General features: G+C 42.6%; 27 protein-coding genes and 5 tRNA genes. 12 read left to right on the forward strand and 20 right to left on the reverse strand.

Annotated elements, in window-relative coordinates; all coding sequences use genetic code 11:
- Positions 1-3: 3 nt before the first annotated feature.
- Genes OD355_RS00395 through OD355_RS00405 form a run of 3 tightly spaced genes read left to right on the forward strand, consistent with a single transcriptional unit; the run spans position 4 to position 1,575 of the window.
- Positions 4-573 (forward strand): YeeE/YedE family protein, encoded by a 570-nt coding sequence (locus OD355_RS00395; RefSeq protein ID WP_263036460.1) that lies wholly within the window; start codon positions 4-6, stop codon positions 571-573.
- Positions 573-1,079 carry a YeeE/YedE family protein gene (locus OD355_RS00400; protein ID WP_263036461.1) on the forward strand — a complete coding sequence of 169 codons (507 nt, stop codon included), beginning with the start codon at positions 573-575 and terminating at the stop codon, positions 1,077-1,079. Before OD355_RS00395 ends, OD355_RS00400 begins: the two co-directional genes overlap by 1 nt.
- Positions 1,080-1,089: 10 nt before the next feature.
- Positions 1,090-1,575, forward strand: a complete 486-nt coding sequence (locus OD355_RS00405; protein ID WP_263036462.1) for a GNAT family N-acetyltransferase — start codon at positions 1,090-1,092, stop codon at positions 1,573-1,575.
- Positions 1,576-1,581: 6 nt separating this feature from the next.
- Here the strand turns inward: OD355_RS00405 and OD355_RS00410 are convergent, their stop codons facing one another.
- The 13 genes from OD355_RS00410 to recF all read right to left on the reverse strand — a co-directional run bounded on the left by OD355_RS00410 (position 1,582) and on the right by recF (position 7,819).
- A complete protein-coding gene (locus OD355_RS00410; protein WP_263036463.1) occupies positions 1,582-2,139 on the reverse strand; it encodes a DUF1543 domain-containing protein in 558 nt (185 codons plus the stop codon).
- Positions 2,140-2,266: 127 nt separating this feature from the next.
- A complete protein-coding gene (locus OD355_RS00415; protein WP_263036464.1) occupies positions 2,267-2,413 on the reverse strand; it encodes a hypothetical protein in 147 nt (48 codons plus the stop codon).
- A 5-nt stretch (positions 2,414-2,418) separates the two neighbouring features.
- Positions 2,419-3,249 (reverse strand): alpha/beta hydrolase, encoded by an 831-nt coding sequence (locus OD355_RS00420; protein WP_263036465.1) that lies wholly within the window; start codon positions 3,247-3,249, stop codon positions 2,419-2,421.
- Between the two features lie 57 nt (positions 3,250-3,306).
- Positions 3,307-3,885, reverse strand: coding sequence for a transcription termination/antitermination protein NusG (nusG, locus tag OD355_RS00425; RefSeq protein ID WP_263036466.1), 579 nt, complete (start codon positions 3,883-3,885; stop codon positions 3,307-3,309).
- Positions 3,886-3,905: 20 nt separating this feature from the next.
- Positions 3,906-4,097: a preprotein translocase subunit SecE gene (gene secE, locus OD355_RS00430; RefSeq protein ID WP_263036467.1), complete on the reverse strand. Its 192-nt coding sequence runs from the start codon at positions 4,095-4,097 to the stop codon at positions 3,906-3,908.
- Between the two features lie 33 nt (positions 4,098-4,130).
- Positions 4,131-4,201, reverse strand: a tRNA-Trp gene (locus OD355_RS00435).
- 122 nt (positions 4,202-4,323) lie between these two features.
- A complete protein-coding gene (tuf, locus tag OD355_RS00440; protein WP_263036468.1) occupies positions 4,324-5,511 on the reverse strand; it encodes an elongation factor Tu in 1,188 nt (395 codons plus the stop codon).
- Between the two features lie 125 nt (positions 5,512-5,636).
- A tRNA-Thr gene (locus OD355_RS00445) sits at positions 5,637-5,708 on the reverse strand.
- Between the two features lie 197 nt (positions 5,709-5,905).
- A tRNA-Gly gene (locus tag OD355_RS00450) sits at positions 5,906-5,978 on the reverse strand.
- Positions 5,979-5,985: 7 nt separating this feature from the next.
- Positions 5,986-6,068 (reverse strand) — tRNA-Tyr (locus tag OD355_RS00455).
- A gap of 12 nt (positions 6,069-6,080) precedes the next feature.
- Positions 6,081-6,153, reverse strand: a tRNA-Thr gene (locus tag OD355_RS00460).
- Between the two features lie 154 nt (positions 6,154-6,307).
- The gene (locus OD355_RS00465) at positions 6,308-6,613 is read right to left on the reverse strand and encodes an HPF/RaiA family ribosome-associated protein (RefSeq protein WP_263036469.1); all 306 of its coding nucleotides are present in this window, start codon (positions 6,611-6,613) and stop codon (positions 6,308-6,310) included.
- A gap of 129 nt (positions 6,614-6,742) precedes the next feature.
- A complete protein-coding gene (gene recF, locus OD355_RS00470; RefSeq protein ID WP_263036470.1) occupies positions 6,743-7,819 on the reverse strand; it encodes a DNA replication/repair protein RecF in 1,077 nt (358 codons plus the stop codon).
- 349 nt (positions 7,820-8,168) lie between these two features.
- Between recF and pdhA the strand changes: the two genes are divergently transcribed.
- The 7 genes from pdhA to OD355_RS00505 all read left to right on the forward strand — a co-directional run bounded on the left by pdhA (position 8,169) and on the right by OD355_RS00505 (position 15,369).
- Positions 8,169-9,170, forward strand: a complete 1,002-nt coding sequence (pdhA, locus tag OD355_RS00475; RefSeq protein ID WP_263036471.1) for a pyruvate dehydrogenase (acetyl-transferring) E1 component subunit alpha — start codon at positions 8,169-8,171, stop codon at positions 9,168-9,170.
- Between the two features lie 77 nt (positions 9,171-9,247).
- On the forward strand, positions 9,248-9,982 hold the full coding sequence (locus OD355_RS00480; RefSeq protein WP_263036472.1) for a tetratricopeptide repeat protein: 735 nt from the start codon (positions 9,248-9,250) through the stop codon (positions 9,980-9,982).
- A 6-nt stretch (positions 9,983-9,988) separates the two neighbouring features.
- Positions 9,989-10,465 carry a 6,7-dimethyl-8-ribityllumazine synthase gene (gene ribH, locus OD355_RS00485; protein WP_263036473.1) on the forward strand — a complete coding sequence of 159 codons (477 nt, stop codon included), beginning with the start codon at positions 9,989-9,991 and terminating at the stop codon, positions 10,463-10,465.
- Positions 10,466-10,861: 396 nt separating this feature from the next.
- On the forward strand, positions 10,862-11,707 hold the full coding sequence (locus tag OD355_RS00490) for an MBL fold metallo-hydrolase (RefSeq protein WP_263036474.1): 846 nt from the start codon (positions 10,862-10,864) through the stop codon (positions 11,705-11,707).
- An 8-nt stretch (positions 11,708-11,715) separates the two neighbouring features.
- Positions 11,716-12,660 carry an N-acetylmuramoyl-L-alanine amidase gene (locus OD355_RS00495; protein WP_263036475.1) on the forward strand — a complete coding sequence of 315 codons (945 nt, stop codon included), beginning with the start codon at positions 11,716-11,718 and terminating at the stop codon, positions 12,658-12,660.
- Between the two features lie 455 nt (positions 12,661-13,115).
- Positions 13,116-13,709 (forward strand): adenylate kinase, encoded by a 594-nt coding sequence (locus OD355_RS00500; protein ID WP_263036476.1) that lies wholly within the window; start codon positions 13,116-13,118, stop codon positions 13,707-13,709.
- 574 nt (positions 13,710-14,283) lie between these two features.
- Positions 14,284-15,369 (forward strand): endonuclease/exonuclease/phosphatase family protein, encoded by a 1,086-nt coding sequence (locus tag OD355_RS00505; protein WP_263036477.1) that lies wholly within the window; start codon positions 14,284-14,286, stop codon positions 15,367-15,369.
- On the opposite strand, the gene cysS is transcribed toward OD355_RS00505, so the two are convergent.
- From cysS to OD355_RS00525, 4 genes are all read right to left on the reverse strand, one after another.
- On the reverse strand, positions 15,370-16,875 hold the full coding sequence (gene cysS, locus OD355_RS00510; RefSeq protein WP_263036478.1) for a cysteine--tRNA ligase: 1,506 nt from the start codon (positions 16,873-16,875) through the stop codon (positions 15,370-15,372).
- Positions 16,876-16,943: 68 nt separating this feature from the next.
- Positions 16,944-18,068 carry an endonuclease/exonuclease/phosphatase family protein gene (locus tag OD355_RS00515; protein ID WP_263036479.1) on the reverse strand — a complete coding sequence of 375 codons (1,125 nt, stop codon included), beginning with the start codon at positions 18,066-18,068 and terminating at the stop codon, positions 16,944-16,946.
- A gap of 15 nt (positions 18,069-18,083) precedes the next feature.
- Positions 18,084-18,518, reverse strand: coding sequence for an acyl-CoA thioesterase (locus OD355_RS00520; protein WP_263036480.1), 435 nt, complete (start codon positions 18,516-18,518; stop codon positions 18,084-18,086).
- Position 18,519: 1 nt separating this feature from the next.
- A complete protein-coding gene (locus OD355_RS00525; protein WP_263036481.1) occupies positions 18,520-18,825 on the reverse strand; it encodes a hypothetical protein in 306 nt (101 codons plus the stop codon).
- An 82-nt stretch (positions 18,826-18,907) separates the two neighbouring features.
- Between OD355_RS00525 and OD355_RS00530 the strand changes: the two genes are divergently transcribed.
- Positions 18,908-19,498, forward strand: a complete 591-nt coding sequence (locus OD355_RS00530; RefSeq protein ID WP_263036482.1) for a TetR/AcrR family transcriptional regulator — start codon at positions 18,908-18,910, stop codon at positions 19,496-19,498.
- Here OD355_RS00530 and rnhA read toward each other — a convergent pair whose 3' ends face one another.
- Positions 19,499-19,975, reverse strand: coding sequence for a ribonuclease HI (gene rnhA, locus OD355_RS00535; RefSeq protein WP_263036483.1), 477 nt, complete (start codon positions 19,973-19,975; stop codon positions 19,499-19,501).
- 287 nt (positions 19,976-20,262) lie between these two features.
- On the opposite strand from rnhA, the gene rho reads away from it, so the two are divergent.
- A complete protein-coding gene (gene rho, locus OD355_RS00540) occupies positions 20,263-22,062 on the forward strand; it encodes a transcription termination factor Rho (protein ID WP_263036484.1) in 1,800 nt (599 codons plus the stop codon).
- 380 nt (positions 22,063-22,442) lie between these two features.
- Here the strand turns inward: rho and purH are convergent, their stop codons facing one another.
- Positions 22,443-23,954 carry a bifunctional phosphoribosylaminoimidazolecarboxamide formyltransferase/IMP cyclohydrolase gene (gene purH / locus OD355_RS00545; protein WP_263036485.1) on the reverse strand — a complete coding sequence of 504 codons (1,512 nt, stop codon included), beginning with the start codon at positions 23,952-23,954 and terminating at the stop codon, positions 22,443-22,445.
- A gap of 14 nt (positions 23,955-23,968) precedes the next feature.
- Positions 23,969-26,053 carry a ComEC/Rec2 family competence protein gene (locus tag OD355_RS00550; RefSeq protein WP_263036486.1) on the reverse strand — a complete coding sequence of 695 codons (2,085 nt, stop codon included), beginning with the start codon at positions 26,051-26,053 and terminating at the stop codon, positions 23,969-23,971.
- Position 26,054: the final 1 nt, after the last annotated feature.

Consider the following 26,054-nt stretch of genomic DNA (forward strand, 5'->3'; position numbering starts at 1 on the left):
GATATGGACCTGATTAACTGGATATCTTCCCCATGGCCGTGGTATGTTGCTGGGCCGTTGCTGGGGTTAACTGTGCCGCTTTTGCTGATCCTGGGAAATAAAACTTTTGGCATATCATCTTCCCTGCGGCATATTTGCGCATCCTGTTTTCCGAAGGATATTCCATTCTTTACATACAACTGGAAGAAAGAAGCATGGAACCTGTTCTTTGTAGCAGGTATATTTTTCGGCGGCATCATTGGCTCCTATATTTTTGGCAATGCCGGCCAGATACAGGTGGAGCCTGCGTTAGCAAATGATCTTGCCCCATACAACATTACAAACTTTAATGGCATGGTGCCGCAAGACCTGTTCAGCTGGCAATCTTTATTCACCCTTCGGGGAATTATTTTAATGGTGGTTGGCGGCTTTCTGGTGGGCTTCGGCACACGCTATGCAGGTGGCTGCACCAGCGGGCACTCCATCATGGGATTATCCAATTTACAGTGGCCTTCACTAATTGCTACCATTTGCTTTATGGCAGGCGGCTTCTTTATGGCAAACATTATTTTACCATTCATACTTTCTTTATAATGCAACAGTATAAAGACGAATTTGAAACAGAAGATCTGGAAAAACGCAGGCAGGACGCCATGTGTGTAAATGAAAGTAAACAGCATACCCAATGGTACAGCTATTTTACATATTTATTATTAGGCACCTTCTTCGGTATTGTACTGGTGAAAGGTGAGATCGTAAGCTGGTTCCGCATACAGGAAATGTTCAGGCTGCAATCTTTTTACATGTACGGTGTAATCGGTTCGGCAGTTATGGTAGGCATCTTGTCTGTTTACCTGATTAAAAAATACAACATCAAAACCATCAGCGGAGAAAAGATTGTATTAACGCCAAAAAAGTTCAACAAAGGCCAGGTATACGGAGGCTTGCTGTTTGGCTTCGGCTGGGCTATGACAGGCGCTTGCCCGGGACCATTGTTTGCGCAAATAGGTACCGGCGCTACAGTTATCATTGTTACCTTACTCAGTGCAATTGCAGGCACATGGGTGTACGGGAAATACAGGGAAAGGCTTCCGCATTAATTTTTACGGTATGATAATTAAAGCTACTATTGCAGACATTCCTGCCATACAACAGATAGCCTGTGAAACCTGGCCTGAAACGTATGGAGGCATCCTATCGCAGGAGCAAATCGACTACATGCTACAATGGATGTATGATGCAGCATTTATTCAACAACAAATGCTCGAAGGACATCAATTTTATCTTTTAAAAGAGAACAGCGAAGCAACTGGTTTTATTGATGTACAGATGATATCCGTAACCGAAACGAAACTGCACAAGATCTATTTATTACCTGCTATGCAGGGTAAAGGCTATGGGCAATTACTGATCAATAAGGCAAAAGCATTTGCGGCAGCGCATCATGCCGAAACATTGATTTTAAACGTAAACAGGCATAATGCTGCATTAGGATTTTACCAAAAAAACGGCTTTGTAATTATCGAAGAAAAGGATATCCCGATAGGTAACGGATATTTTATGAACGATTATATCCTGGAATGGAAGGTTAAATAACAGCAGCTATTCAATGCTGCTCAATTTTAAATACCCGATATGCAATTCATCAGCTACTGCATGGGCCGAAGGCGTAATTACAAGGCGGTATTGCTGTTTCTGATGCTGCGGTAATATATCCTGTACATTCAGAACTTCATCAATATCTACACCATATTTATCATCTATATGTGAGGCGCCGCCTTTATCTGAAGTACTGAAAGTTTTATAGAAGGCAGTATTTTTGGCAGCAGCCACGGCCCCGGAGATGGACGCGCACACATGCAATAATTTATAATGATACTCTTCAAAATCTCCCTGCCGGTAACCTCCTAAATTTATAAAGTAAAGATTTACATCCTTCCCGGCTACAGGCGTGCGTTCTTCAACAGCAATGGAGAAGCCGTTCACAGTATTTACTTCGCGCCAGGCGTCAATATGGATTTTACCATTCGCTTCCGGCCAGAATTTTTTTATTTCGGGTACAATTTCACTAAGCGTTCTTCCTATGCAGAAGAACACATCATGTTGCTCTGTGTGCCTGTTTGCAGGTGTACACCCAAGGATAAGGTAGAACAGCTTCATGTATATATTTTCCAGTTCGCCGCTTTGCGGCTAGTTTTATTTGTCCGATGGAATTACTTGTAGTGCACTTCGTTTCGCCAAATATACATTACTGTTGGTTAGAAGTATACTCATGGCGCATTTGATCTTATTGCCGGGGAAAGATCTGGTCAACAGCGCCGCTGATCATCGGGAATTTTTCTTTTACATACTCTGCAATAACGTTTACCGCCTGCTTAGCCTGCGCTTCTGTAAGCGCTGCTTCTTTTATAAGTTTATCTATTAACTCCTGCATGTTTATTAATTTTTATGATTGTTTTTATCAAAATATTTTTTGAGATAATACATCTGGTAGCCTATAGCATTGTTCCAGTAATTCCAATCGTGTTTACCCGGCCTTTCAGTGTAGTCGTGAGCAATCTTTAATTCATTCAGTGTTTGGTGCAATATCCTGTTTACTCCAATAAAAAAATCATCCACGCCACAGTCTATGGCTATTTGTAGTTCATTGCCGGCAAGTGCTGTATGCGCCAGGTGTTGCACGGTATGTGCTACCCATCTGTTTTTATTGCTTGCATATTCACCAAGCAATAAGGGCAGGCCCCAGTTGTTTGGGAATGGGGTGAAATCCACGCCGGCGCTCAGCGCTACACAAGCGCCGTACACTTCTTTATGTTTTATGGCAAGATACATAGCGCCGTGCCCGCCCATACTCAGCCCTGCAATAGCGCGGCCGCTACGGTTCTGAATGGTACGGTAGTTTTTATCTATGTAGTTTGTTACTTCCTTGGCCACATGCGTTTCATATTTCGATTCGGGCAACTGTGGCGCATCTAAATACCAGCTTGCTTTTCCGCCATCAGGGCACACCACGATCATTCCCGTTTCGTCAACAGATTTAATGAGATCGGGCGCTTTAATCACCCACTCTCGAAAAGAACCGCCATGCCCGTGCAGCAGGTATAACACCGGAAACTTCCGTGCATTTTTACTATAGGTATCGGGAGTAATTACCACACAGGAAATATGCTTCTGCATGGCAGCGCTGTAAATGTTTACAGTATCTACCTTTGCAGCAGTTGCGGCAAAAGCTGTAAAGCAGGATATAATTATAATGAAGGTCTTACGCATAAAAAAGTCTCTGTAGTTTTTACAGAGACAAATATAAAATGTTTTTCAGTATTATGCTTAGCTTACTTTTTCAACCTGGGTGTAATTGAGCTCTACAGGGGTTGAGCGGCCAAATATCTTCACAGTTACTTTCAGTTTTTTCTTGTCTTCGTTTACCTCTTCAATCACACCGTTGAAATCGTTGAACGGGCCTTCAATGATCTTGATAGTTTCACCCACAATGAAAGGTTCGCTGATCACTACACCCTGGTCGTTCATTTCATCTACCCTGCCCAGCATTTTGTTTACTTCGGCTTTGCGCAGGGAAATAATGTTTCCTTTGCTTCCTTTGCCATCTGTAAGAAAATGCATGATGTCTGTAATGCCTGTAATATGCACTACAATGTCATCGGTAAGTTTGCCGTCTGCTACTTCCATCATTACATAACCCGGGTAGTAGTTTTTTTCGCGCATTACTTTTTTACCATTCTGTACGCGAAACACTTTTTCCATGGGCAAAAAAACCTGTTTAATGATATCTGTCCATTCATTGCGGACAATATCTTTATCAAGGTATTCTTTTACTTTCTTTTCCTTACCACTTACCACACGCAACACATACCATTTGGTGTCTTCTTTTTGAACTTCTTCTGCCATTTCGCGATTTTTTTATCTCTTTAAAACAGAGAATAGATAAAATTAAGAGCTCCGCTGCTAATAAAGTCCATGAGCCATACAACAAGCGTGATGATGATTGTAGCAACTAAAACGATGATAGTAGATTGCTGCAAATTATTCCATGTGGGCCATGTAACTTTTTGCGTCAACTCATGATAGGAGTCTCTAACGTAATTCGTGAACTTACTCATCTTAATTTTTAAATGAATTTATAACTTCATTTGCACGGGCACTAGGATTCGAACCCAGATCAAAGGTTTTGGAGACCCGTATGCTACCATTGCACCATGCCCGTAAAAAAATTGTAGTACAAAGTACAAAGTACTCAGACGTATTGCCCAAGTACTTTGTAATATGTAAGAACCTTTGTAACTCAATACTTATTATTCTCTTAGTACTTAGTACCTGGTACCTGTACTATTTTAAAATCTCAGTAACCTGTCCTGCGCCTACTGTACGTCCGCCTTCACGAATAGCGAATTTAAGACCTTTTTCCATAGCGATAGGCTGGATAAGTTTTACATTCAGGTTGATGTTATCTCCCGGCATTACCATTTCAGTACCTTCAGGAAGTGTTACTTCACCAGTTACGTCAGTTGTACGGAAATAGAACTGAGGACGGTATTTGTTGAAGAATGGAGTGTGGCGTCCGCCTTCTTCTTTAGAAAGTACGTAAACTTCACCGTTAAATTCAGTATGCGGAGTAATAGATTTTGGCTTACAGATTACCATACCGCGGCGGATATCTTTTTTCTCAATACCGCGCAACAGGATACCTGCGTTATCACCTGCCTGACCTTCGTCCAATAATTTTTTAAACATTTCCACACCAGTACAAGTTGATTGTAAAGGCTCATCCATTAAACCAACGATCTCAACCGGCTCACCCACTTTGATGATACCTCTTTCGATACGTCCTGTAGCCACTGTACCACGACCAGTGATGGTGAATACGTCTTCTACGGACATAAGGAACGGAAGGTCAACAGCTCTTGGAGGCAAAGGAATGTACTCATCCACAGCTTTCATCAATTCTTCTACACCAGGCACCCATTTTTCGTCGCCTGCTAATGCACCTGCTGCAGAACCCTGGATGATGGGAGTATTATCGCCATCAAACCCGTAAGAAGATAAAAGATCTCTGATTTCCATTTCAACCAGGTCTAATAATTCCGGATCGTCAACCAAATCAACTTTATTCATAAACACAACGATACGGGGAACGCCTACCTGGCGAGCCAAAAGAATGTGTTCTTTAGTCTGAGGCATTGGACCGTCTGTAGCAGCAACCACAAGAATAGCACCATCCATTTGAGCAGCACCGGTAATCATATTTTTTACGTAGTCAGCGTGGCCGGGACAGTCAACGTGTGCATAGTGACGGTTAGCTGTTTGATATTCTACGTGTGCAGTATTGATAGTGATACCTCTTTCTTTTTCTTCAGGAGCGCCATCAATATCATCATATTTTCTGATTTCTGAAAGACCCTGCTTAGCCAAAACAGTAGTGATAGCAGCAGTTAGTGTGGTCTTACCATGGTCAACGTGACCTATAGTACCAATGTTTACGTGGGGCTTATCCCTCTTAAAGGTTTCTTTTGACATTTTTATCGGTTTTTTGTTGTGGTTTTTAAAATGTAACAGTCTACAGTCACATCGACCACAGACCATATTTAAAAGTTAAATATATTTTTTTTGTTGTCACCGGAATTCGCTTCTTAAACAGTGTGAGCTGTTGATGAGATTTGAACTCACGACCTCTTCCTTACCAAGGAAGTGCTCTACCCCTGAGCTACAACAGCTTTTACAAAGTTATTGTGTCAGTGGAAAAGTTTTTTTTGAACAACGTTGCGAATATACAAAATTTCATTTGTATTCTTTGCATTGTTGGCGATGAAATATCCTTTCATTTACAACTAACGGATCCGCTGAAGGAATCCGGCTCTTAGCTTTCTGGGATATTACATCAAAAACATGTTTTTCGATGACAACCTTTGAGAGCGGAAGACGAGTCTCGAACTCGCAACCTATAGCTTGGAAGGCTATCGCTCTACCAATTGAGCTACTTCCGCGTTGTTGTGGGCAGGAGTGGATTCGAACCACTGAAGTCGAAAGACAGCGGATTTACAGTCCGCCCCATTTGGCCGCTCTGGAACCTGCCCCTACATTACCGGAGCCGAAGACGGGAGTCGAACCTGCGACCTACTGATTACAAATCAGTTGCTCTACCAACTGAGCTACTTCGGCTAAAAAAAAGAACTATTCCCATAATTTGGGATTGCAAAGTTAAAAGAAAAGTTCATTTATCAAAATTTTTTTAATCTCTTTTTTGAAATTAGGGCAAAAATTAAAGCTGCCTGTATTGCGGCAGCTTTAATTAAACTAATGTTTGCCTGAAATGTTATGCCCGTAAAGCCATTTTCTGTTTTTTACGTTTTATCTGGGTAGCCATTGAATCCAGCGCCAGGTCAAATGACTCTTCAAAAGATTTGGAAGTAGATTTCACGAAATAGCTTTGCCTAGGCACATGTATGGCTATCTCCACCGTTTTATCCTTAATAGCATGCACCACGTTGTCAAGCTTCAGATATACATCTGCCTTAATAATACTGTCATGAAAAGTGTTCAGCTTATCAATTTTCCTGTTCACATAATCAAGTAATTTGGCATCTGCATTAAAACGCACAGTTTGGATGTTCACGTTCATAGCTTATTCATTTTTTAGTTAGCAATTGGTTTTTAGATCCCTTTTACAGAGTTAAGGTACAACTTTTTTACTACTAAAATCACGGCCAAAAAATATTAAAAGCATTATAACAGAATGGCTAAAAATTAACTAAAGCCCTATCAGTTCAAAGTCGGCAGCGAGCGCCGTTAAGGCTGCGCTAAGCCTGTGTTGATGCGTATCTGTAATAAATACCTGCGTGTGGGCATGTAAACATATGAGCTCCAGCAGGTTGCCCATCCTGTTCTCATCCAGCTTTTCAAAAACATCGTCCAGCAGCAGTATGGGCGTGTTTGGCATTTTGCCTTTTAAATAAAAAAATTCTGCCAGTCGCATGGCAAACAACAGGCTCTTGCGCTGGCCTTGCGAAGCAATATTCTTAAACTGATCACCGTCCATCAGAAACAATATATCGTCTTTATGTATACCGGTGTTTGTCCTTTGCAATAGCAGGTCTTTGCTCCTGCTTTCCCGCAACAGTTCTGCAAAACGCTTGTCAGTATGGAGCTGCGAGTGATAGCTTACAGACATGTTATCATCCCTGCCTGCTATTGTATTGTACTGTTTAATGGCTTCGGGAATTATTTCGCTGAAAAACACGGCTCTTTTATTGTATATTTTTTCACCTGCATCTGCCAGTTGTGCGTCAAAGATCTCCAGTAAGCTCTCGTCTGTGAAACCCGCATCTGCGGAATTTTTCAACAGGCTGTTTCTCTGTTGCAACACCTTGTTGTAGCGAATAAGCTGCTGCAAATATCCGGCATCAGACTGCGAGAGGATAGTATCTGTAAACCTGCGTCTTTCCTCGCTTGTTCCTGTCACCAGTTGTACATCATCGGGAGCGATCATCACGCAGGGGTATTTGCCCAGGTGCGCTGAAAATTTTTTGTACTGTTCCTGGCCAGCATAAAATTCCTTCTTTCCTGTTTCGCGGTAAACGCAGGCAACCCGGCTCCCGTCCTGCATGACGCCTTCAATCCTGAAGCCTTCACATCCCTGCCTTACACTCCTGGCATCAGGACGCGAGAAATAGCTTTTCGTAAAACAGAGGTAATAAATGCCGTCCAGCAGGTTGGTCTTGCCGCTACCGTTTTCTCCGTATATGCCTACAATTTTTTTATGGAAATTAAACTTTTGAAAGTCGTAATTCCGGAAACGTGTAAAAGCAATTTCGGAAAGCAGGTTCATGCAGGCAAAAGTCTGTAAAAATATTGATAATGGAAAGTAGTGATGGGTAAATGGGTGAGCTGTGAAAAGTGAGCTGTGAAAGGTGAAAGGTGAAAGGTTGAGAGATTGTATAATTTGAATTTGTAATCTGTAATCTGTAATTTGTAATTTGTAATCTGTAATTTGAAATCTGTAATTTGTAATTTGTAATCTGTAATCTGTAATCTGTAATTTGCAATTTACCGCAACACTCACCTCCACAATTAAACAAATCCACAACTACACAACCATAACTCCACAGCCTTCCTTTGTTTTGATTTTTGCGCAAATATTACTTACATTTGCTCCCTAAAATATAAATTTATATCGCGTGGCAACAGAACAAAAATACACCAAAGAAACCTACTTATACTGGTATGAGCTAATGCAGCTTATACGCCAGTTTGAGTTAAAAGCTGAAGAGAAATATAAAATGGCCGGAAAAATACGCGGATTTTTCCACGCCTATGTGGGCCAGGAAGCTATTGCTGCCGGTTGTATGACGGCAACCAGGCAGGAAGACCCTTTCATTACGGCTTACCGCGACCACGGCCTTGGCCTGGCAAAAGGCATGTCTGCCAACGCATGTATGGCTGAACTGTATGGTAAAGAAACCGGATGCGCCAAAGGCAAGGGCGGAAGCATGCACTTCTTCAGCAAAGAGCATTATTTCTTCGGCGGCCACGGTATTGTGGGCGCACAGATAGGCGTAGGCGCAGGCCTTGCATTTGCAGAGCAGTACAAAGGCACAGACAACGTAGCATTGGTTTTCTTCGGAGATGGCGCTGCACGCCAGGGCATACTGCATGAAACATTTAACATGGCTATGCTGTGGAACCTGCCAGTAGTATTCATCTGTGAAAACAACCATTATGCAATGGGTACTTCCGTACAAAGAACTTCTAACGTAGTAGATATTTATAAAATAGCTGATGCTTACGATATGCCGGGCGATAAAGTAGACGGCATGACCCCTGAAACCGTTCACGAAGCAGTAGCGCGCGCTGTAAAAAGAGCCAGGGAGAAAGGCGGCCCTACTTTACTGGAAATTAAAACCTACCGCTACAAAGGACACTCTATTTCCGATCCGGGTAAATACCGCACCAAAGATGAACTGGAAAAATACAAAAGCCAGGATCCTATTCAGCGTGTATTGGCTACCATTAAGGATAATAATTTTGCTACAGATGAAGAGATACAGGCAATTGATCAGAAGATCAATGACATTGTAGAAGAAAGCGTGAAGTTTGCTGAAGAAAGCGCATTCCCTTCTGAAAGCGAACTGCTGAAAGATGTATACGTAGATCCAAATTACGAATTCATTGTAGATTAATGATAATTTAAAAAAACACGATACATCTACCGTATCGTGTTTTTCTCTATAGCGGATTATTTTTTAAATGATAACAAATGTCAAAATCAAAGACTAAGCAAACTGTTCCTAATGTAGATCAGGAATATGCTATGCAACAGGACAGAACACTTCACTGGTTGCAAAAAAACCAGAAAACACTTCTCTACACTTTATTAGGCCTTGCGTTAATTATCGGCGGCTACTATGCTTACCAGCAGTTTGTGGTAAAGCCCAATACAGAAAAGGCTCAAAATGACCTGGCAGGCGCACAGCAATTGTTTGACCGCGCTGTAGCAAACCCTGTTACCGATACCGCCGCATTTAAAGCTGTTTTAAATGGCGAAGGCGCTACAAAAGGCGTATTGTCCGTTATAAAAAACAACAGTGGCAAGGTTGCTAACCTCGCAAAATATTACGCTGGTGTAAGTTATTTAAAACTCGGAGATTTTAATAATGCAGTTAAATACCTGAAAGAGTTTTCTACAGATGCCAAACAGATCCAGATGATGGCATATGGCGCACTGGGCGATGCTTACAGCGAGCTCGGCAAAAATGATGATGCAGTGAGCAGCTACAAAAAGGCAGCCGCTACTTTCGAGGCCGATGCTGTAAACGCAGGCGAATATTTATTCCGGGCTGCGCTACTATGCGAGGTTACCGGTAAGAACACAGAAGCTGTACAATTGTACAAAGAGCTGAAGGAGAAATTTCCCCAGACGCAACGCGGTGCGGAAGCAGATAAATATATTTATCGCTTAAGCATTGAGGACAACGATTTCACCGTAAAATAAAACTTTATGTCTACACAAGGCAACAGCAACTTTTTACAAGGCATCCCCTCTCCAAAGGATGCCTTTATTATCATTGTAAAAACCGAGTGGAACAGCGATATCGTTGATGAACTGGAAAGAGGCTGCCTGAACATACTGCACCAGGCCGGGGCAACCTATGAGATCATCACGGTGCCGGGCGCAGTGGAAATACCGTTTACCATTGCTGCTTATAAAAGAAGCGGCAGGCCAAAGGCAGATGCATTTATCACGCTGGGCGCTGTTATTCAGGGTGGCACCCCTCATTTCGATTATGTTTGCAAGTTCGTTACCGAAGGTGTACTTCAACTTAATCTTACTTTAACCGAGCCTGTGGTTTTAGGCGTACTTACCTTAAACAACAGGGTACAGGCCGAAGAGAGAACCGGGGGCATCCACGGCCATAAAGGCGAAGAAGCTGCCATCACTGCGTTGAAGATGATAGAAGTAAGCCGGTCTCTGTAGCTTACATTTGTACTTTCTTTTTTAATTGAAACCTTATACCCTTTTGCTGTAATGACGTACACTGTATGCTTAAACCTGGCTGTAACATCGGGCCATGCTTGCTTTCCAAAGCGCAACTATACGCCTGAGGCAGTTTATTTTCCAGCATAATTTATTTATATAAACTTTGGCGCTGTGCACGTAACCTGTACAGGTGAAGCTAAGCGGTCTGATATAAATACCTGCTGTCTACCGTCGTGAAGCAGCGTCATGATCACGTTAGCCTCCTTATTGCTGCCCTGTTATTTACAGAAAAATATTTCAATTAAAAGTTAAACATACAGGAAAATCTTCATTGCTGTATAATTATTGTAGTATCTTTCTGGCTATAATAAACTGGTTTGTAAAAACAACAGTATGCAGCTTTTTTCAATCGACACTGAGACTTTTAAATTAGATGGAGGAGCCGTTTTCGGCGTAGTGCCAAAAGTATTGTGGAGTAAAAGAATACAACCGGATAAAAATAACCTGGTACGCATGGCCATGCGCCTGCTACTGATCCAGGATGGCAGCAGGCTGATATTGATTGATACCGGCATCGGCAATAAGCAAAGCGAAAAATTTTTCAGCCACTATTATCTTGATAAATCCAATAACCTGGAGAAATCTCTGTCTAAGCACGGCTTTACCAAAGAGGATATTACAGATGTATTTCTTACACACCTCCACTTTGACCACGCAGGAGGCGCGGTAGAGCTTACTGATGGCAAGTTAACACCCGCTTTTAAAAATGCTGTTTACTGGAGCAACGAAGCACAATGGAATTGGGCAATAAAACCCAATGCACGTGAAAAACCCTCTTTTCTGCAAGATAACTTTTTGCCCTTACAAGAGAGCGGCCAACTGCAGTTTATATCCACACCGGAAAAAGGTTTGGCAAGATTCACAGATGATGTAACTATCCGGTTTGTTTCGGGTCATACAGAATCTATGATGATTCCGCAGGTAAACTACAAGGGCAATACTATTGTATTTACGGCAGACCTTATTATATCTGCGCATCATCTTCCTGTAAACTACGTGGCTGCCTATGATGTACAGCCCCTGAAATCTATGCAGGAAAAGGAATTGTTTCTTCAAGAAGCAATTGATAACGATTATATACTGTTTTTTGAACATGATACAGACACTGAATGCTGCACACTTGAAAGAACGGAAAAAGGTATTGGTGTAAAAGACAGTTTTAAATTGTCGGAAATTTAAACAGAAGCATGAGTAAGAATATATATTTTGGTTTAATAATGATCTTAACGTTTGCCTGCTCACCCAAGGTAGTCACGGTAAAGTCTCCGCCGGAGGTTAAGATAGTAGAAAAAGAGGTAATAAAATACGTTGAGCGACGCGTGCCATTGAGTGCAAGAGATCAGAAATACCTGGATGATGCGCTCAGGACAGACTCACAATACAACAACCGAAACTGGGAATATGCACGCCAGGCAAAGGACCTGGCAAACATTATTGCACGTCCGCCGGCTATTGTACACCTGGATAATGTGAACTTTGGACAATTTGAAGGAACCTATAATTTTAATTTAAGGCGCCCCAACATGGTGATCATTCACCATACTGCGCAGAACAGTTGCGAACAGACCATCAGAACATTTCAGCTTACACGCACGCAGGTAAGCGCACACTATGTTATATGCCGCAACGGCACCATCTTTCAGATGCTGAACGATCATTTGCGTGCATGGCACGCTGGTAATGGCTCGTGGGGAAATATTACAGAAATCAATTCCAGCTCTATTGGCATTGAACTGGACAACAATGGCACCGAACCCTTCCAGGAAGCGCAGATACAGTCATTGATAAAGCTGCTGGGTCATTTAAAAAAATCATACAACATACCCGCAAAAAACTTTATAGGTCACAGCGATATAGCCCCTACCAGGAAAAATGACCCCAGTACCAAATTTCCCTGGAAACGGCTTGCAGAAGCAGGTTTTGGCATCTGGTATGTAGATAATCCGTACCTGGTGGTACCTCCCGATTTCAATGAGCTGCAGGCTTTAAGGATTATCGGCTACAATATTGATGATCCAGGCGCTGCTATTATTGCCTTCCGCCGGCATTTTTGTGCAAGTGAGTCTAAATCCAATACCCTCACCCCGACTGAAAAAAGAATTTTATTCCAGGTTTACACGAAATTTATGTAGGATAGCTGTTCTACCCTGTTCAAGAATATTACATTGAAAAAGCCGGAAGGAATGCGGCTGGTTTGCATGTTGGTATAAAACCAACCGTTAACAGGTTTTCTTTCTAATAAATTTTACGGTTTTCATACAAGATTTCCTTCACCACTCAAATTATCCTGCACAATATTAAAAACACAATTATAAAACAATTTCTGCTGAAAGCGCCTCAGCGTTTGTGTTTCAAGCAACCTGTCATCAAATGAATACGGCTGCCTGTGACTATACTTTGGGCAGCAGGTACAGCAACGCGGTTATCAAATTAAAATAGAATTATGTGAAGAGAAATTTTGATGTAACAGAAGTGCAGCATTTCCTGAAACACAACTGTTAGCAAGCATAAGTATAAAAAATAATCTTTTTAAAGTCCATAGTCCTTAGATGATTTGGACTATCTTTGCATTTGAAATTTTTTATTAATGTTCAACATCATCATATTTGGCCCACCGGGTTGCGGTAAAGGAACTCAAAGTGAGAAAATAATCAAGAAATATGGCCTGAAGCATTTAAGCACAGGAGAGATACTGCGCGACGAGATTTGTGCCAAGACACCGCTGGGCAGAGAAGCACAAAACTTCATGGACAAAGGATTGTTTGTGCCGGATGAAGTTGTGATAGGCATGATCAGCACCGCGCTGGAAAAAAACCGTGATGCAAAGGGCTTTCTGCTCGACGGCTTTCCACGTACGGTTTCCCAGGCTGAGGCTTTGGATAAATTGCTAAAGCTAAATGCTATGGACATTGATGTGGTAATACTGTTAGATGTGGAAGAGGAAGAATCTGTAAGAAGGATCTTAAAACGTGGCGAAACTTCGGGAAGAAGCGACGATACCAGCGAAGAAATTATTCGCGAAAGAATAAAAATATACAAGAATAAAACAGCCCCTGTTGCTGATTATTACCGTGCGCAAAATAAGGTGAAGACTGTAAAAGGCACCGGAGAAATAGACGATATTTTTGCCGCGATCTCCCAAACGGTAGACATACTGCAAGGCGCAAAGCAAGCCAGCTAACAGCAATAAATAATTTTATTTTAAACATCCGCAGCCACCCGCTTGCGGATGTTTTATGCCAGTTCTGACCAATAAAAAATTAATCATGTTGTTATATGAAGCGGCTTCGCCTCATATAGTAATTCTACTGTCCTCGGCGATGGCCTTTTGATTACATTATTCTCCAAATAATCTTATCTGTAATTCACTATTCACTACATAGAAAAGACTATTGACCATAACGTACACAACAATTGTAGAAGGGTTACCGGTAAGTTTGCTGGCAGAAGCAGGATAACTAATAAGAAAATGGCGCGGGCTTTGAGATTCATTTTTTCATACGCTTGCAAGCTGACTGACTAAAGATATTTGATTCTCTGCAAGCTATAATTATCAGTTGCTACTGGCCCATTCAAAGAACTGTGGCATCTTCGAAGTTTCTATAAAATCAACATGATATAATCTTTTGAACTGTGGTACAGTGCAAAGACTTTATTCAATTAAAAAACTTATGCCAATAACTTTTGTTCTGATTTTATTTTAAAAATTCTGCGGCCATCATGTTGTGGATTTTTTTATATTACTTTTGCCCGCAATGAGAAAAGCAATAAAATACTCATGGCTGATAGCGCTGTGCTGCCTGTTTGCAGCTTATCTTCTGTCCTGTGCCAGCGCCTTTCTTTCTCCGCAAACATTTAGCTGGAGCAATTTTTTCTCCATCGGGTTTCCCTATTTGTTTGCTGCAGCGCTGGTGGCTGCTGTGTTCCAGGCTGCTATTTCACGCAAAGGAATGTACCTGGTACTTTTTGTTCTGGCGGCAGGGGCATACAATATGCTCAACCTGATCGGCACAGGGAAATCAAACTTCAGCATAGAAAAAAATATAAAAGACCTGCGGGTTCTTACCTGGAACGTGGAAACTTTTAAGTCTGAAAACCATTCCGGCGGAGACAGCTCGGTAATAAGCCAATACCTGGAAGTGATAGAGCAGTATCTGCCCGATGTAATTTGCCTGCAGGAATATACAGAAGATTTTTCGCCGGGCAGCGCTGCCAACTTTTTTGAAAAGCGCCTTGCGAAAAATGGTTACACATTTAAGGAAACCATTGCGGATAGTACAGTTACGGAAAATGGTACTGTGCCCAATGGTGCAGGACTGGCAATTTATTCCAGGTTGCCCGTTAAAAACAAACAGGCAGCGGCCTTTTACTCCGGTGAAGGCATCAGGCATATGCTTTCGGTCGATATTGCATACAGGGGGCAAATGGTAAACGTAAACACACTGCACCTGCTCTCTTACCAGATCGATAAGCATAAGGAAGCCTTTCAAAAAGAGTCAACACTGAAGTATACACTGCGAAGGCTGATCAATGTATCTAAAGGACAGCAACGGCAGGCAGAAGAATATATGGCCTCTATGCATACGAAACATCCAAAGATCATCTGCGGCGATTTTAATAATGTGCCTACGAGCTACATCTACAACATGGTGAAGAAAAATATGCAGGATGTATTCCTGAAAGGAGCAAGTGGCTTCGGCATTACGTTTCCGAACTTCCTTAGGACGCTGCGCATCGATTTTATTTTTGCAGACAAGCGCATACAGGTATCGCAAACGAAGATCATTGCCACATCTGTGTCTGATCACTATCCGCTGGTAACAGATATTTCCCTGCGATGATTACTGAATGGTATAGCTCATTTCACCGCCTTTCTCATCTTTCAGCACAATGCCTATGGCTGCCAGTTCATTCCTGATCTTATCGCTTGTAACGTAGTCTTTATTTGCTTTAGCCTGCTTACGCATATCAATCAGTATTTGCACCACGCCATGCAGATGCTCGCCCCTGTTTTCAGTTAACGGTTGCAATCCCAGAATATCTTCGATAAATGTTTTTACTTTGTGCTGAAGCAAAGCAAACGTCTGTGAACTCAATGCATTTGCGGGAATGTGTTTATCTTTAATACTGTTGATCACCGGTACTATTTCAAACAAGCCGGCTATAACTTTTGCGGTATTAAAATCATCATTCAGAAATTCATCCAGTTCAGCCAGCAGTTGTTGTATTTTGCTGTCAAGCCCGGTATCAGTAGCTTCTGAAACTTCTGAAGCTGGAAGTTTCTGTAAAGCTTCATTGGCATCCAGCAGCCTCTTCAGGCCTTTCTCCGAAGCTTTTAAAGCATCATTGCTAAAGTCAAGTGTGGAGCGGTAGTGTGTCTGTAAAATAAAGAAGCGGATGGTCATGGGGTGATAAGCCTGTTCCAGTTCAGGATGATTGCCTGTAAACAATTCGGTTAGCTTGATCACATTGTTGTAGCTCTTGCCCATCTTCCTTCCGTTGATAGTGATCATGTTGTTGTGCATCCAGTAGCGCGCAGGCATCTCGTTGTTGCAAACTACGCTCTGTGCTATTTCACACTCATGGTGCGGAAACTGTAAATCCATACCCCCGCCGTGAATATCAAATTGCTTCCCCAGATATTTACTGCTCATAGCGGAGCACTCAATATGCCAGCCGGGAAAACCTTCTCCCCAGGGGCTTGCCCAGCGCATGATGTGCTCAGGGGGTGCACTTTTCCACAAAGCAAAGTCTACGTTGTTGCGCTTCTCTTCCTGGTTGTCGAGCTCACGCGTACCTTCCACAACATCTTCCAGCGTGCGGCCGCTGAGGATACCGTAAGGCAATTCCTTTTGAGAAAAATCCTCGTTGTATTTCATTACATCAAAATAAACTGAGCCGTTTACTTCATACGCATAGCCGTCTGCCATGATTTTTTTGATCATTTCTATCTGCTCTACAATGTGGCCCGTGGCTGTAGGTTCTATGTTGGGCGTTAGCGTATTAAACTCCTGCATACCCCAGTGAAAAAGATCGGTATACTTTTTTACCAGCTCCATAGGCTCCAGCTTTTCAAGAAAAGCTTTGGACGAAATTTTATCTTCGGCTTCCCTTCCCTCTTCTTCAAAATGCCCGGCATCCGTAATGTTGCGTACATAACGCACCTTGTAGCCCAGGTGGCGGAAATACCTGTTTACCACATCGAATGTGATGTAAGGACGTGCATGTCCTAAATGCGACTCGCCGCTAACCGTAGGCCCGCATACATACATGCCTACATAGCCCGGGGTGATGGGTTCAAAAACTTCTTTATTTCTTGTGAGTGAATTGTATATTTTCAGTTCCATAAAATCATTTACCGCTGCTGTTTACGGCTTATTGCGAAGATAAAATTTTTATCAGGATACGCGGCTAATTATTTTACCAGGTTCACATCGCATACCAGCAACAGGTGATCGCTGAGATCTTCATCAACCATATCAAACTGGTTGATGATAAAATTGTCATCCGGCAAAATGTAATCAATGCGCAAAGTGGGCGCAATGGAATAATAGGTCCTGCCCACGCCCCAGCTCTTCTTTAAAAAAGCATCCTGGTGCTTTCCGCGAATGGTAAAGTATGTATAGGAGCCGGGCACATCATTAAAATCGCCGCAGATAATGTTGGGCAATTTTGTACTGTCAACGCTGGCACGGATAATGTCTGCCTGCGTGCCGCGCTTCTGAAAGGCGCGCTTCATTTTTTTAATGATCCCAACGGAAGCATCCAGCGCCGAGTCTGAACGGTTTTGTATTTTATTAATGCCTTCATAGTCTTCTCGGGAGAATTTATAAGATTGCAGGTGAATGTTGTACACCCGCAATGTATCGAGATTGTAAAGAATATCCGTATAAATAAAACTCTCGGAAATGCCCGCCGGGTAAGCTATTTTGCCTGAATCAACAAAGGGATATTTTGAAAAAATTATGCTGCCGGCCTGGTAAAAGCCATTGCGCTTATCAAGGTCTTTGGAGAAGAAGTAGTAAGGATATTTTTCCGTGAACAGGCCTATGTTATTGGCTTGCTCTCCCTGCGTTTCCGAGTGGTTAAATTCCTGCAGGCAAATAATGTCCGGGTTTAAATCCACAATGGTTTGGGCAATCTCTTCGCGGTCGCGCAGGCGCGTCTGTGCATTGCTGGTAGTGCCGTACATGCTGCCCACATTCCAGCTTACGATTCGCAAGCCTTCTTTTTTTTCAAGGTCTTTGGTAAAAATGGTTTTAAAACGAAACGCAAAAGCGGCATCAAGCTGCTGCCAGCCGATCAAAAGACTGATCAGGGGTATCAGCGACAGCCTCGGCTTCATAGCCAGCCAGAAAATAAACGCAAAAACCAGCAATATAGCCAGGTATGGTATAGTAAGGCTTAAAAAACTGCCGGGCCAGAACTTGCCGGGGTTGATAAATGAAGCCACACATGCCAGCAGAAACAAAAGCGCTATCGGCACAGTAAGAAAAATAAAAAAACCTTTTACAAACTTCCTGATAAATCTGAATATCATGCAAGTAAAGATAACTTATTTAATCAAACCATCTTTATCCTCTGCAAAATAAGGCAGCAACGCGCTGTACATTTCGCCTGGCATCTGCGTCTTGCTCCAGTTGCCTTTTTTCAAAAAAAACAATGTGACCTTTCCCACAGTGAGCAATTTTTGCTGCTCGTTAAATATTTCCACATCAAAAACAATCTTATGATCTTTCGGCAGGTTTCTGATGCTTGTGTTGATGGTGAGCAGCTCATCATACTTGGCAGGCCTGATGTATTTTATATTCAGCTCGGTCACAGGCAGCATGATGCCCTGCTCCTCTATCTTCTTATAGCTGAAACCCAGCGCACGTATAGCTTCTACCCTGCCAACCTCAAAGTACTGGGCATAGTTTCCGTAATAGACCACGCCCATTTGGTCAGTCTCTGCATAGCGTACGCGTATTTGTGTTGTTGATGTGTACATATTACCATTTTTCTGCGTTAGCCTGGTCCGAGAAATTTTTAAAACTATCCCGGCTTATGGCTTTTTGTTTTTCTCTTTCCAATATCATTTCTGCCATGAGCCTGCCGGCATCTTCCTTATCCCTCAGCCGTTGTTTTAATTGGTTTTCATCAATATCCAGGCGGTAAAGTATATGCAAAAGTTTTTGAAAGTCTGTATGTATAAGCATGTTAATCTCTGCCGCCAGAAATGCTGTAAGCCACTGTTCATCTGGGTTTTCAAAGGTATTTTGTATTTGAAAAGCCTCAAATATCTTTGCTGGATCCATGCTAAGTTTTATAATTTCAGCAAGATAGGTCAAAATACTAACGAATTTCGTATTTTTGCCTAACAAAAGTTAGAGAAAAATTATGGCTAGGATCAAAACCGACAAAGACGTTACAAAAAAAGATGTGATACTTATGGCTGCTGCCAGCTTGTTTCGTGAAAAAGGCTATAAAGCCGCAAGCATGCGCGACCTGGCTGAAAAAGTAGGAATTGAAGCGGCCAGCTTATACAACCACATTCGTTCGAAAACAGAACTGCTGCATGATATATGTTTTAACTCCGCTAATCTGTACTGGGAGCACATTATCCAGGTAGAGCGTTCAGACATGAGCCAGTTGCAAAAAGTAGAGACCATCTTACGGTTCCAGATCAAACAAATGATTGAGCATTTTGATGAAAGGCTGGTGGCAGACAGGGAATGGAACCATCTTACTGAGCCCTACCTCACTAACTATGAAACCCAAAGGCACAATTATCGCAAGCGTTTGAACGAGATCATCACACTGGGCGTAAAAAACGGCGAGATCAAAGAAGTGAATGTACCATCCACGATATGGCTGCTGCTGCATGCTATCAGCGGTATTGAATCCTGGCACCGCTCAAAAACCAAGATTGAACCCGAATTGCTGGAAGAAAATATGATCGCGATCCTGATCGGCGGATTGAAGAAATAATCACAGCGAAGTTAACCCTAAAGTAGCTTCAAATCCTTCATCTGGCAACAGGTTGCTGCCATCGGCAGCTTTAGTAGCCAGCTCATCGCATCGGTTGTTGTAAATGTTATCTGCATGCCCTTTTACCCAATAAAAATGTATGGAAAAAGGTTTGGCAATTTCATAATATTGCATCCAAAGGTCCTTGTTTTTCTTTCCGCCTGCAAAGTTGGTATCTATCCATTTTTTAAGCCAGCCTTTTTGTACAGCATTTACCACATATTGAGAATCTGTGTAAAGATGCACTGCTTCATCGGTTCTTTTCAGCGCTTGCAAAGCTTTAATGACTGCCAGCAACTCCATACGGTTGTTGGTAGTAAGCCGGTATCCCTGCGATAATTCTTTCCTTACATTGCCATACAGCATTACCACGCCATAACCGCCCGGGCCGGGATTTCCGCGGGAAGCGCCATCTGTATAGATCATCAGTTTTGCCATAATTTATCCACCAAAAATATAAACATTATGGCACACAATGAAAATCAGGATGACATACGGCATTGATTTTATATATCCTTAAAAAATAAATTTGTGGTTTTTAAAAAATGGTGTAACATTGCACTCGAAAACATCTTTGACAATATATCGACTTGTAAAAAGCTTCGCTAAACAGTTGTTTTCTCAAAAAAAATCAACCGAAATTTATTAAAATTTTATCTCCTTAAAAAATTTCCCTTCCGGGAAAATTCATTTGATGACTTAATCAAACAAGCACTAAGAAATTTATGTACGACATCCTACAATTGAACGACATGTTGGTTCCTGAACTGATAGACGTCGCTGAAAATTTGAAGATTCCTGTGAAAAAAAATATCGACAAGCAGGAACTGATCTATAAAATACTGGACAAACAAGCCATACAAGACAACGATAACAAAGCCTCCGGCGATGCTGAAAAAGAAAAACCAAAGAGGAAAAGAACGGTGAAAGCTACTACAGGCAATACTACCGAAGAGGCTATTGTGATGAGCGATGCCAACAAAAAAGAAGAGCCTGCCGACACGACCCCAACTGAAGAAAAACCTGCCGAAACAGAAGATGTAGCCAAAGAAGAAAGAAAACCGCGCAAGAGAAAGCCTATCAAAAAAGCTGTTGCCAAGGCCACTTCTACATCTGTAGTTAAAGATGATAATAATGCTGAACCTGTAGAAGAAAAAAGCGAAAAAATAAAACCGGCGCAGGCCGAAAAAACAGCAATAAAAAGCAATCCGGAAGAAGATATAGCCGAGGAACAGGACCAGGAAACCAATGATGATATTCCCCAGATTTCCGAGCAATTCCTGGCATTGCTGAAAGACGATGAAGATAATATTTCAGTGGAAGAACTGGAAAAAATGACCGATGAGGAAATCATTTCTCAGCAGCCTGTACACCACAAGCACAAGAAAGAACATGCTTTCAATATTGAGTTCGACGGCGTGATAGCTTCTGAAGGCGTACTGGAAATGATGCCCGATGGTTACGGCTTCCTGCGCTCATCGGATTATAACTATCTCTCATCTCCGGATGATGTATATGTATCGCCATCCCAGATTAAATTGTTCGGCTTAAAAACCGGCGATACGGTTACAGGTGCGGTGCGCCCGCCCAAAGAAGGCGAAAAATATTTTGCACTATTGCGCGTAGAAAACATCAACGGCAAGAGCCCCGAAGAAGTGAGAGACCGCGTGCCCTTTGACTATCTAACACCTTTATTCCCTTTTGAAAAACTAAACCTGTTCACTTCTCCCGCTAATTATAGCACCAGGATCATGGACCTGTTTACGCCGATCGGTAAAGGCCAGCGCGGCCTGATCGTGGCGCCGCCAAAAGTGGGTAAAACAGTTTTACTGAAAGATGTGGCCAACGCCATCGCCAAGAACCACCCGGAAGTATACCTGATGGTTGTATTGATAGACGAACGCCCCGAAGAGGTGACAGATATGGAAAGAAGTGTAAGAGCAGAAGTGATTGCATCTACTTTTGACGAACCTGCCGAAAAGCATGTAAAAGTTTCTACCATTGCTTTACAGAAAGCCAAGCGCCTGGTAGAATGCGGCCATGATGTAGTAATACTTTTAGACAGCATTACCCGTCTGGCACGTGCACACAACACAGTAGCGCCTGCATCTGGTAAGGTATTGTCCGGTGGTGTGGAAGCCAATGCCATGCAAAAGCCCAAGCAGTTTTTCGGCGCTGCGCGTAAAATAGAATTCGGCGGATCGCTTACTATCCTGGCAACCGCGCTTATTGAAACAGGCAGCAAGATGGACGAGGTGATCTTTGAAGAATTTAAAGGTACCGGCAATATGGAACTGTTGCTCGACAGGCGCCTCGCCAACAAACGTATTTACCCGGCCATTGACCTGGTACAGTCATCTACGCGTCGCGACGACCTGTTGTTAGATAAAGATGTATTGAGCCGCATGAATATCCTGCGCGCTTACCTCAGCGATATGAAACCTGAAGAAGCAATGCCTGACCTGCTTAACCGTATGAGAGGCACTAAAGACAATGAAGAGTTTCTGATCAGCATGAACAGATAATTTTTAAACAATTATAATAGCAAGGCGGACTTTAGGGTTCGTCTTTTTGCGTTAGAATTGTGGCTGTTCTGCCGCTGTTTACACTGTTAGCAAAGCACATCCCGGACGAAAGATAGAAATCAGGATTTGTAATCTGCTGCAGAGAATCTATAGCACACCTCAAGCCTATTAAGACTCATATACTTTGTTTTGTTTGTTTTCATCAGTCTTTATCAATGAATCTATACAGTTCTTTATATGCTCTTTTACGATAAATAAATTATTATTTTTTTCTCTTCAACAAGGTTGCAGCTAAAGCATAATAAAATAATCTCAAAAAGAGTTATAAAATATTTCATAATGTGTGAATTTAGCTGCATCAAATGTTTACCTGGCGTAACTTAATGCCTGAAATGCCTCATCCCCGTAATAACCATAGCAAGCTTATGGTCCACAGCGTATTGAATGCTGTCTTTATCACGGATAGAACCGCCCGGTTGAATGAATGCTTCAATGCCTGCTGCGTGCGCCATTTGCACACAATCATTAAACGGGAAGAAAGCATCTGAAGCCAGCACAGCACCTTTCAGGTCAAAATTAAATTGCCCGGCTTTCTCAATGGCATGGCGCAATGCATCTATGCGGCTTGTTTGGCCGCAGCCCTTGCCGATAAGCTGTTTATCCTTAACCAGCGCAATGGCATTGCTCTTGAGATGTTTGCATACAATGTTTGCAAAAGCCAGGTTTTCTTTTTCTTCTGTTGTACAGGTCCTGCCGCCGGTTTCTTTCCACTCAGCAAAGTTACCTGCATCCGCCTGCTGTGCAAGCGTACCGTTGAGTATAGATTTAAAAGAATTACCAGGCAGCCCGGCTGATACTTTTAGTTGCAGTAATATCCTGTTCTTTTTTGATTTAAGAATATCCAGCGCATCGGCATCAAAAGCAGGTGCAATAAGCACCTCGAAGAATATTTCATTAATGGCTTCAGCAGTTGCCTTATCTACCGTGCGGTTGGTTACAATTACGCCGCCAAACGCGCTTTCCGGATCGCCTGCCAATGCTGCCTCCCAGGCCTCTTTCACCGTGTTCCTGATGGCTATGCCGCAGGTGTTGGTATGTTTAAAGATGGCAAACACGGCCTGCTGCTCCTCTTTAAATTCATTGATAAGCTGTACGGCGCCGTCCACATCTACCAGGTTGTTGTACGATAATTCCTTTCCGTTGAGCTGTTCGAACGCATCGCTCAAATCGCCGTAGAAAGCTGCTTCCTGGTGGGGGTTTTCGCCATAACGCAAAGGAGTCTTATGTTTCACAGGCTGTATAACCGGCGCATTAAAGTAGTTGCTGATAGCAATATCATAATTCATTACCACGTCAAATGCTTTAGCAGCAAAGGCTTTGCGCTGTTCCAGCGTAGTTCCGCCCTGCTGCTCCCTGAGCATTTGCTCAAGCGCTGCATAATCATGCTTATCTGCCAGCACCACCAGGTCTTTAAAATTCTTGGCTGCCGCTCGTATCATAGACGGGCCGCCGATATCAATTTTCTCAATGATGAGTTTTTCGTCAGCCGTAGATTTCAAAGTTTCTTCAAAAGGATAAAGGTCAACAATCACCAGGTCAATTTCAGGTATCTTATATTCCTGCATTTCGCGAACATCATCAGCATGATCCCTCCTGCCAAGTATACCCCCAAACACTGATGGATGCAAGGTTTTAACGCGCCCGCCCAAAATAGAAGGATAGGTGGTAAGGCTTTCTACAGGTACACATGCAATACCCAGGTCTTCAATAAATTTTTGGGTACCGCCGGTAGAATAAATGGTAATATTCTGTTTATCCAGTTCTTTCACAAGCGTGTCCAATCCGTCTTTATAAAAAACAGAGATGAGCGCGGCTTTGATTTTTTTTTGCATGATGTTTTGTTGATTTAATTTACTTCCGTGATGAAAGCCCCGTCAAGAGCTGTGGAATGACAGCGCAAATTTAATGCATTGCATTCTTTTTTCCATTGGCGTATTTTCCACAAGCTGTTTGTATTGGTAAAGACGTATGCCGCATTGGGAAATAATTCCTTGAGCCTCGATAAATCTTCCCGGCGATTGTCGGCAACGAGCACCAGCCTGATGCCGGTAGATGGTATAGGCGGCAAAGATGCCTGTGCGTTTAGTACAAATAAATGGTATTGATGAAATTTTATTTCCGGAAAAGACAGGTGCACTGAGGCAAGGCTGTCTGCGGGTTTTGTATGAAAGTAGGTGGCAGCAGGCTTCAGCACATACGTATCTGTTGAAGAGTTGCGCGCTACAGGTTCTTTAGCTACAACAAACGATTTTTTTCCTTCCATGAAATCAATTACTATATTACCGGGCGTGTTGTATACAGCCAGTTTCAACTGATCGCTGTGCTTGCGTGATTCATGTATTCCTATAGACACAATCGCTGCAAATGCCATGAGCGATGCATATAAATAATTTCTTTTTTTAGTATGGATAACTTCGCGCAATAAAAAGATGAGTGCAAACAATAGTATAGCCTGCATAAAATTTATACGGATATTATCGGTAATATTAAACGGCACTTCGTTGAGGTATTGCAGCATACCATTGAACAGGATGATCAGCTTTTCAGCGGCAACGCCCAATAAATTTCCCAGGAGCGGGACAGCCGATAAAATCACCATTGCAGCAAGCATATACAATATTACCGCTGACAGCGGCACAGCAAAAAGATTGGAAACAATAAACAGGTTTGGAAAGCGGTGAAAATAATAGAGTATCAGCGGCAATGTAAGTGTTTGGGCCGCAAGTGTCACAGACACCACATTCCAGATGCCCTGCATTATTTTATTCTGGAAATAAAGGCTCCTGTAGATTTTTTGCTGAAAAAGAACAATGCTCAGCACAGCAGTATAAGACAGCAGGAAACCTACATCCCACAGATCATATGGATCTGCCAGCAACAGCACAAAAGCTGATACTGCGAGCGAATTGTAGATGTTTGTTTTCCTGCCGATCATACTGCCGATGATTATACATGTGATCATGACCGCCGCCCTCGTAATTGACGGGACTGCGCCTGCCAGGAAGGTAAACAGCCACACAACAGCCAGCGTGACAGCTGCACTCACGGCTTTCCCGTGGCGCCTTTTTCTGAGTGGTGTAAGCAGGTACTGCATTGCTACAAAGATCATAGCCAGGTGCATGCCGCTGATCGCGATAATGTGTACCACGCCGGTATTGGTAAATGCTGCTAAAAGATCGCGGTCAATATCTTTTCTGTAACCGATGAGCAAAGCCTTGGCAACTGCTCTTGCCTTGTCAGAATGAATGTGTTTATCTATAATGCCAATGATCCTGTCGCGCAAAGCAAACACATAGCTGCCGGGTGATACAGTTTTTTCCGCCAATGCCCTGTACTCGTCGGCTTTCAGGAAAGTACGAAAATAAATGCCGTTCCTCCTGCTGTATGTGCGGTAATCAAACTCACCTGGATTGCCGGCATTCTCAATCAGCTGCAAAGGCTTGCGCACTATCAAGTGCGTACCCATGCCAATGTTCACAGGTAGCGAGTCTTTGCTAAAGTAGATCAATACATTGCCAAAGGCAGGTTCCCACTGATCGCCAGCTTTTATGCTCCTTATCTTTGATAAAGCTTTATAAGTTTTGGGCTTTGCTTCCAAAGGCTCATGAATAATAAGCTCTACTGCATCTGCCTGCCGTATTTTCTGTAATGTTTCTTCCCTGTACCCTGCATGTTGTTTGTGCAGCAAAAAAGCTCCTAAGGATAAAGCAATAAGGAACATAGAGATACCGCCAAGCCACCGCACCTGGAATTTATATTTTAAGGAAAGTGAAGAATATACAATGAACATTGCTGCGGAAATACAGATTCCTACAACGATCTGGATGAGTGAGAAGACAACATATTCCTGTAAGAGTATGCCGCAAACAAGGCCCAGCAACAACTTCAGCGCAGGTGTTTGTTTCAGGAATATTTCCGTCCGGCTTCGCATA

Origin of the sequence: Haoranjiania flava (assembly GCF_025631005.1) — a bacterium.
Lineage (GTDB): Bacteria > Bacteroidota > Bacteroidia > Chitinophagales > Chitinophagaceae > Haoranjiania > Haoranjiania flava.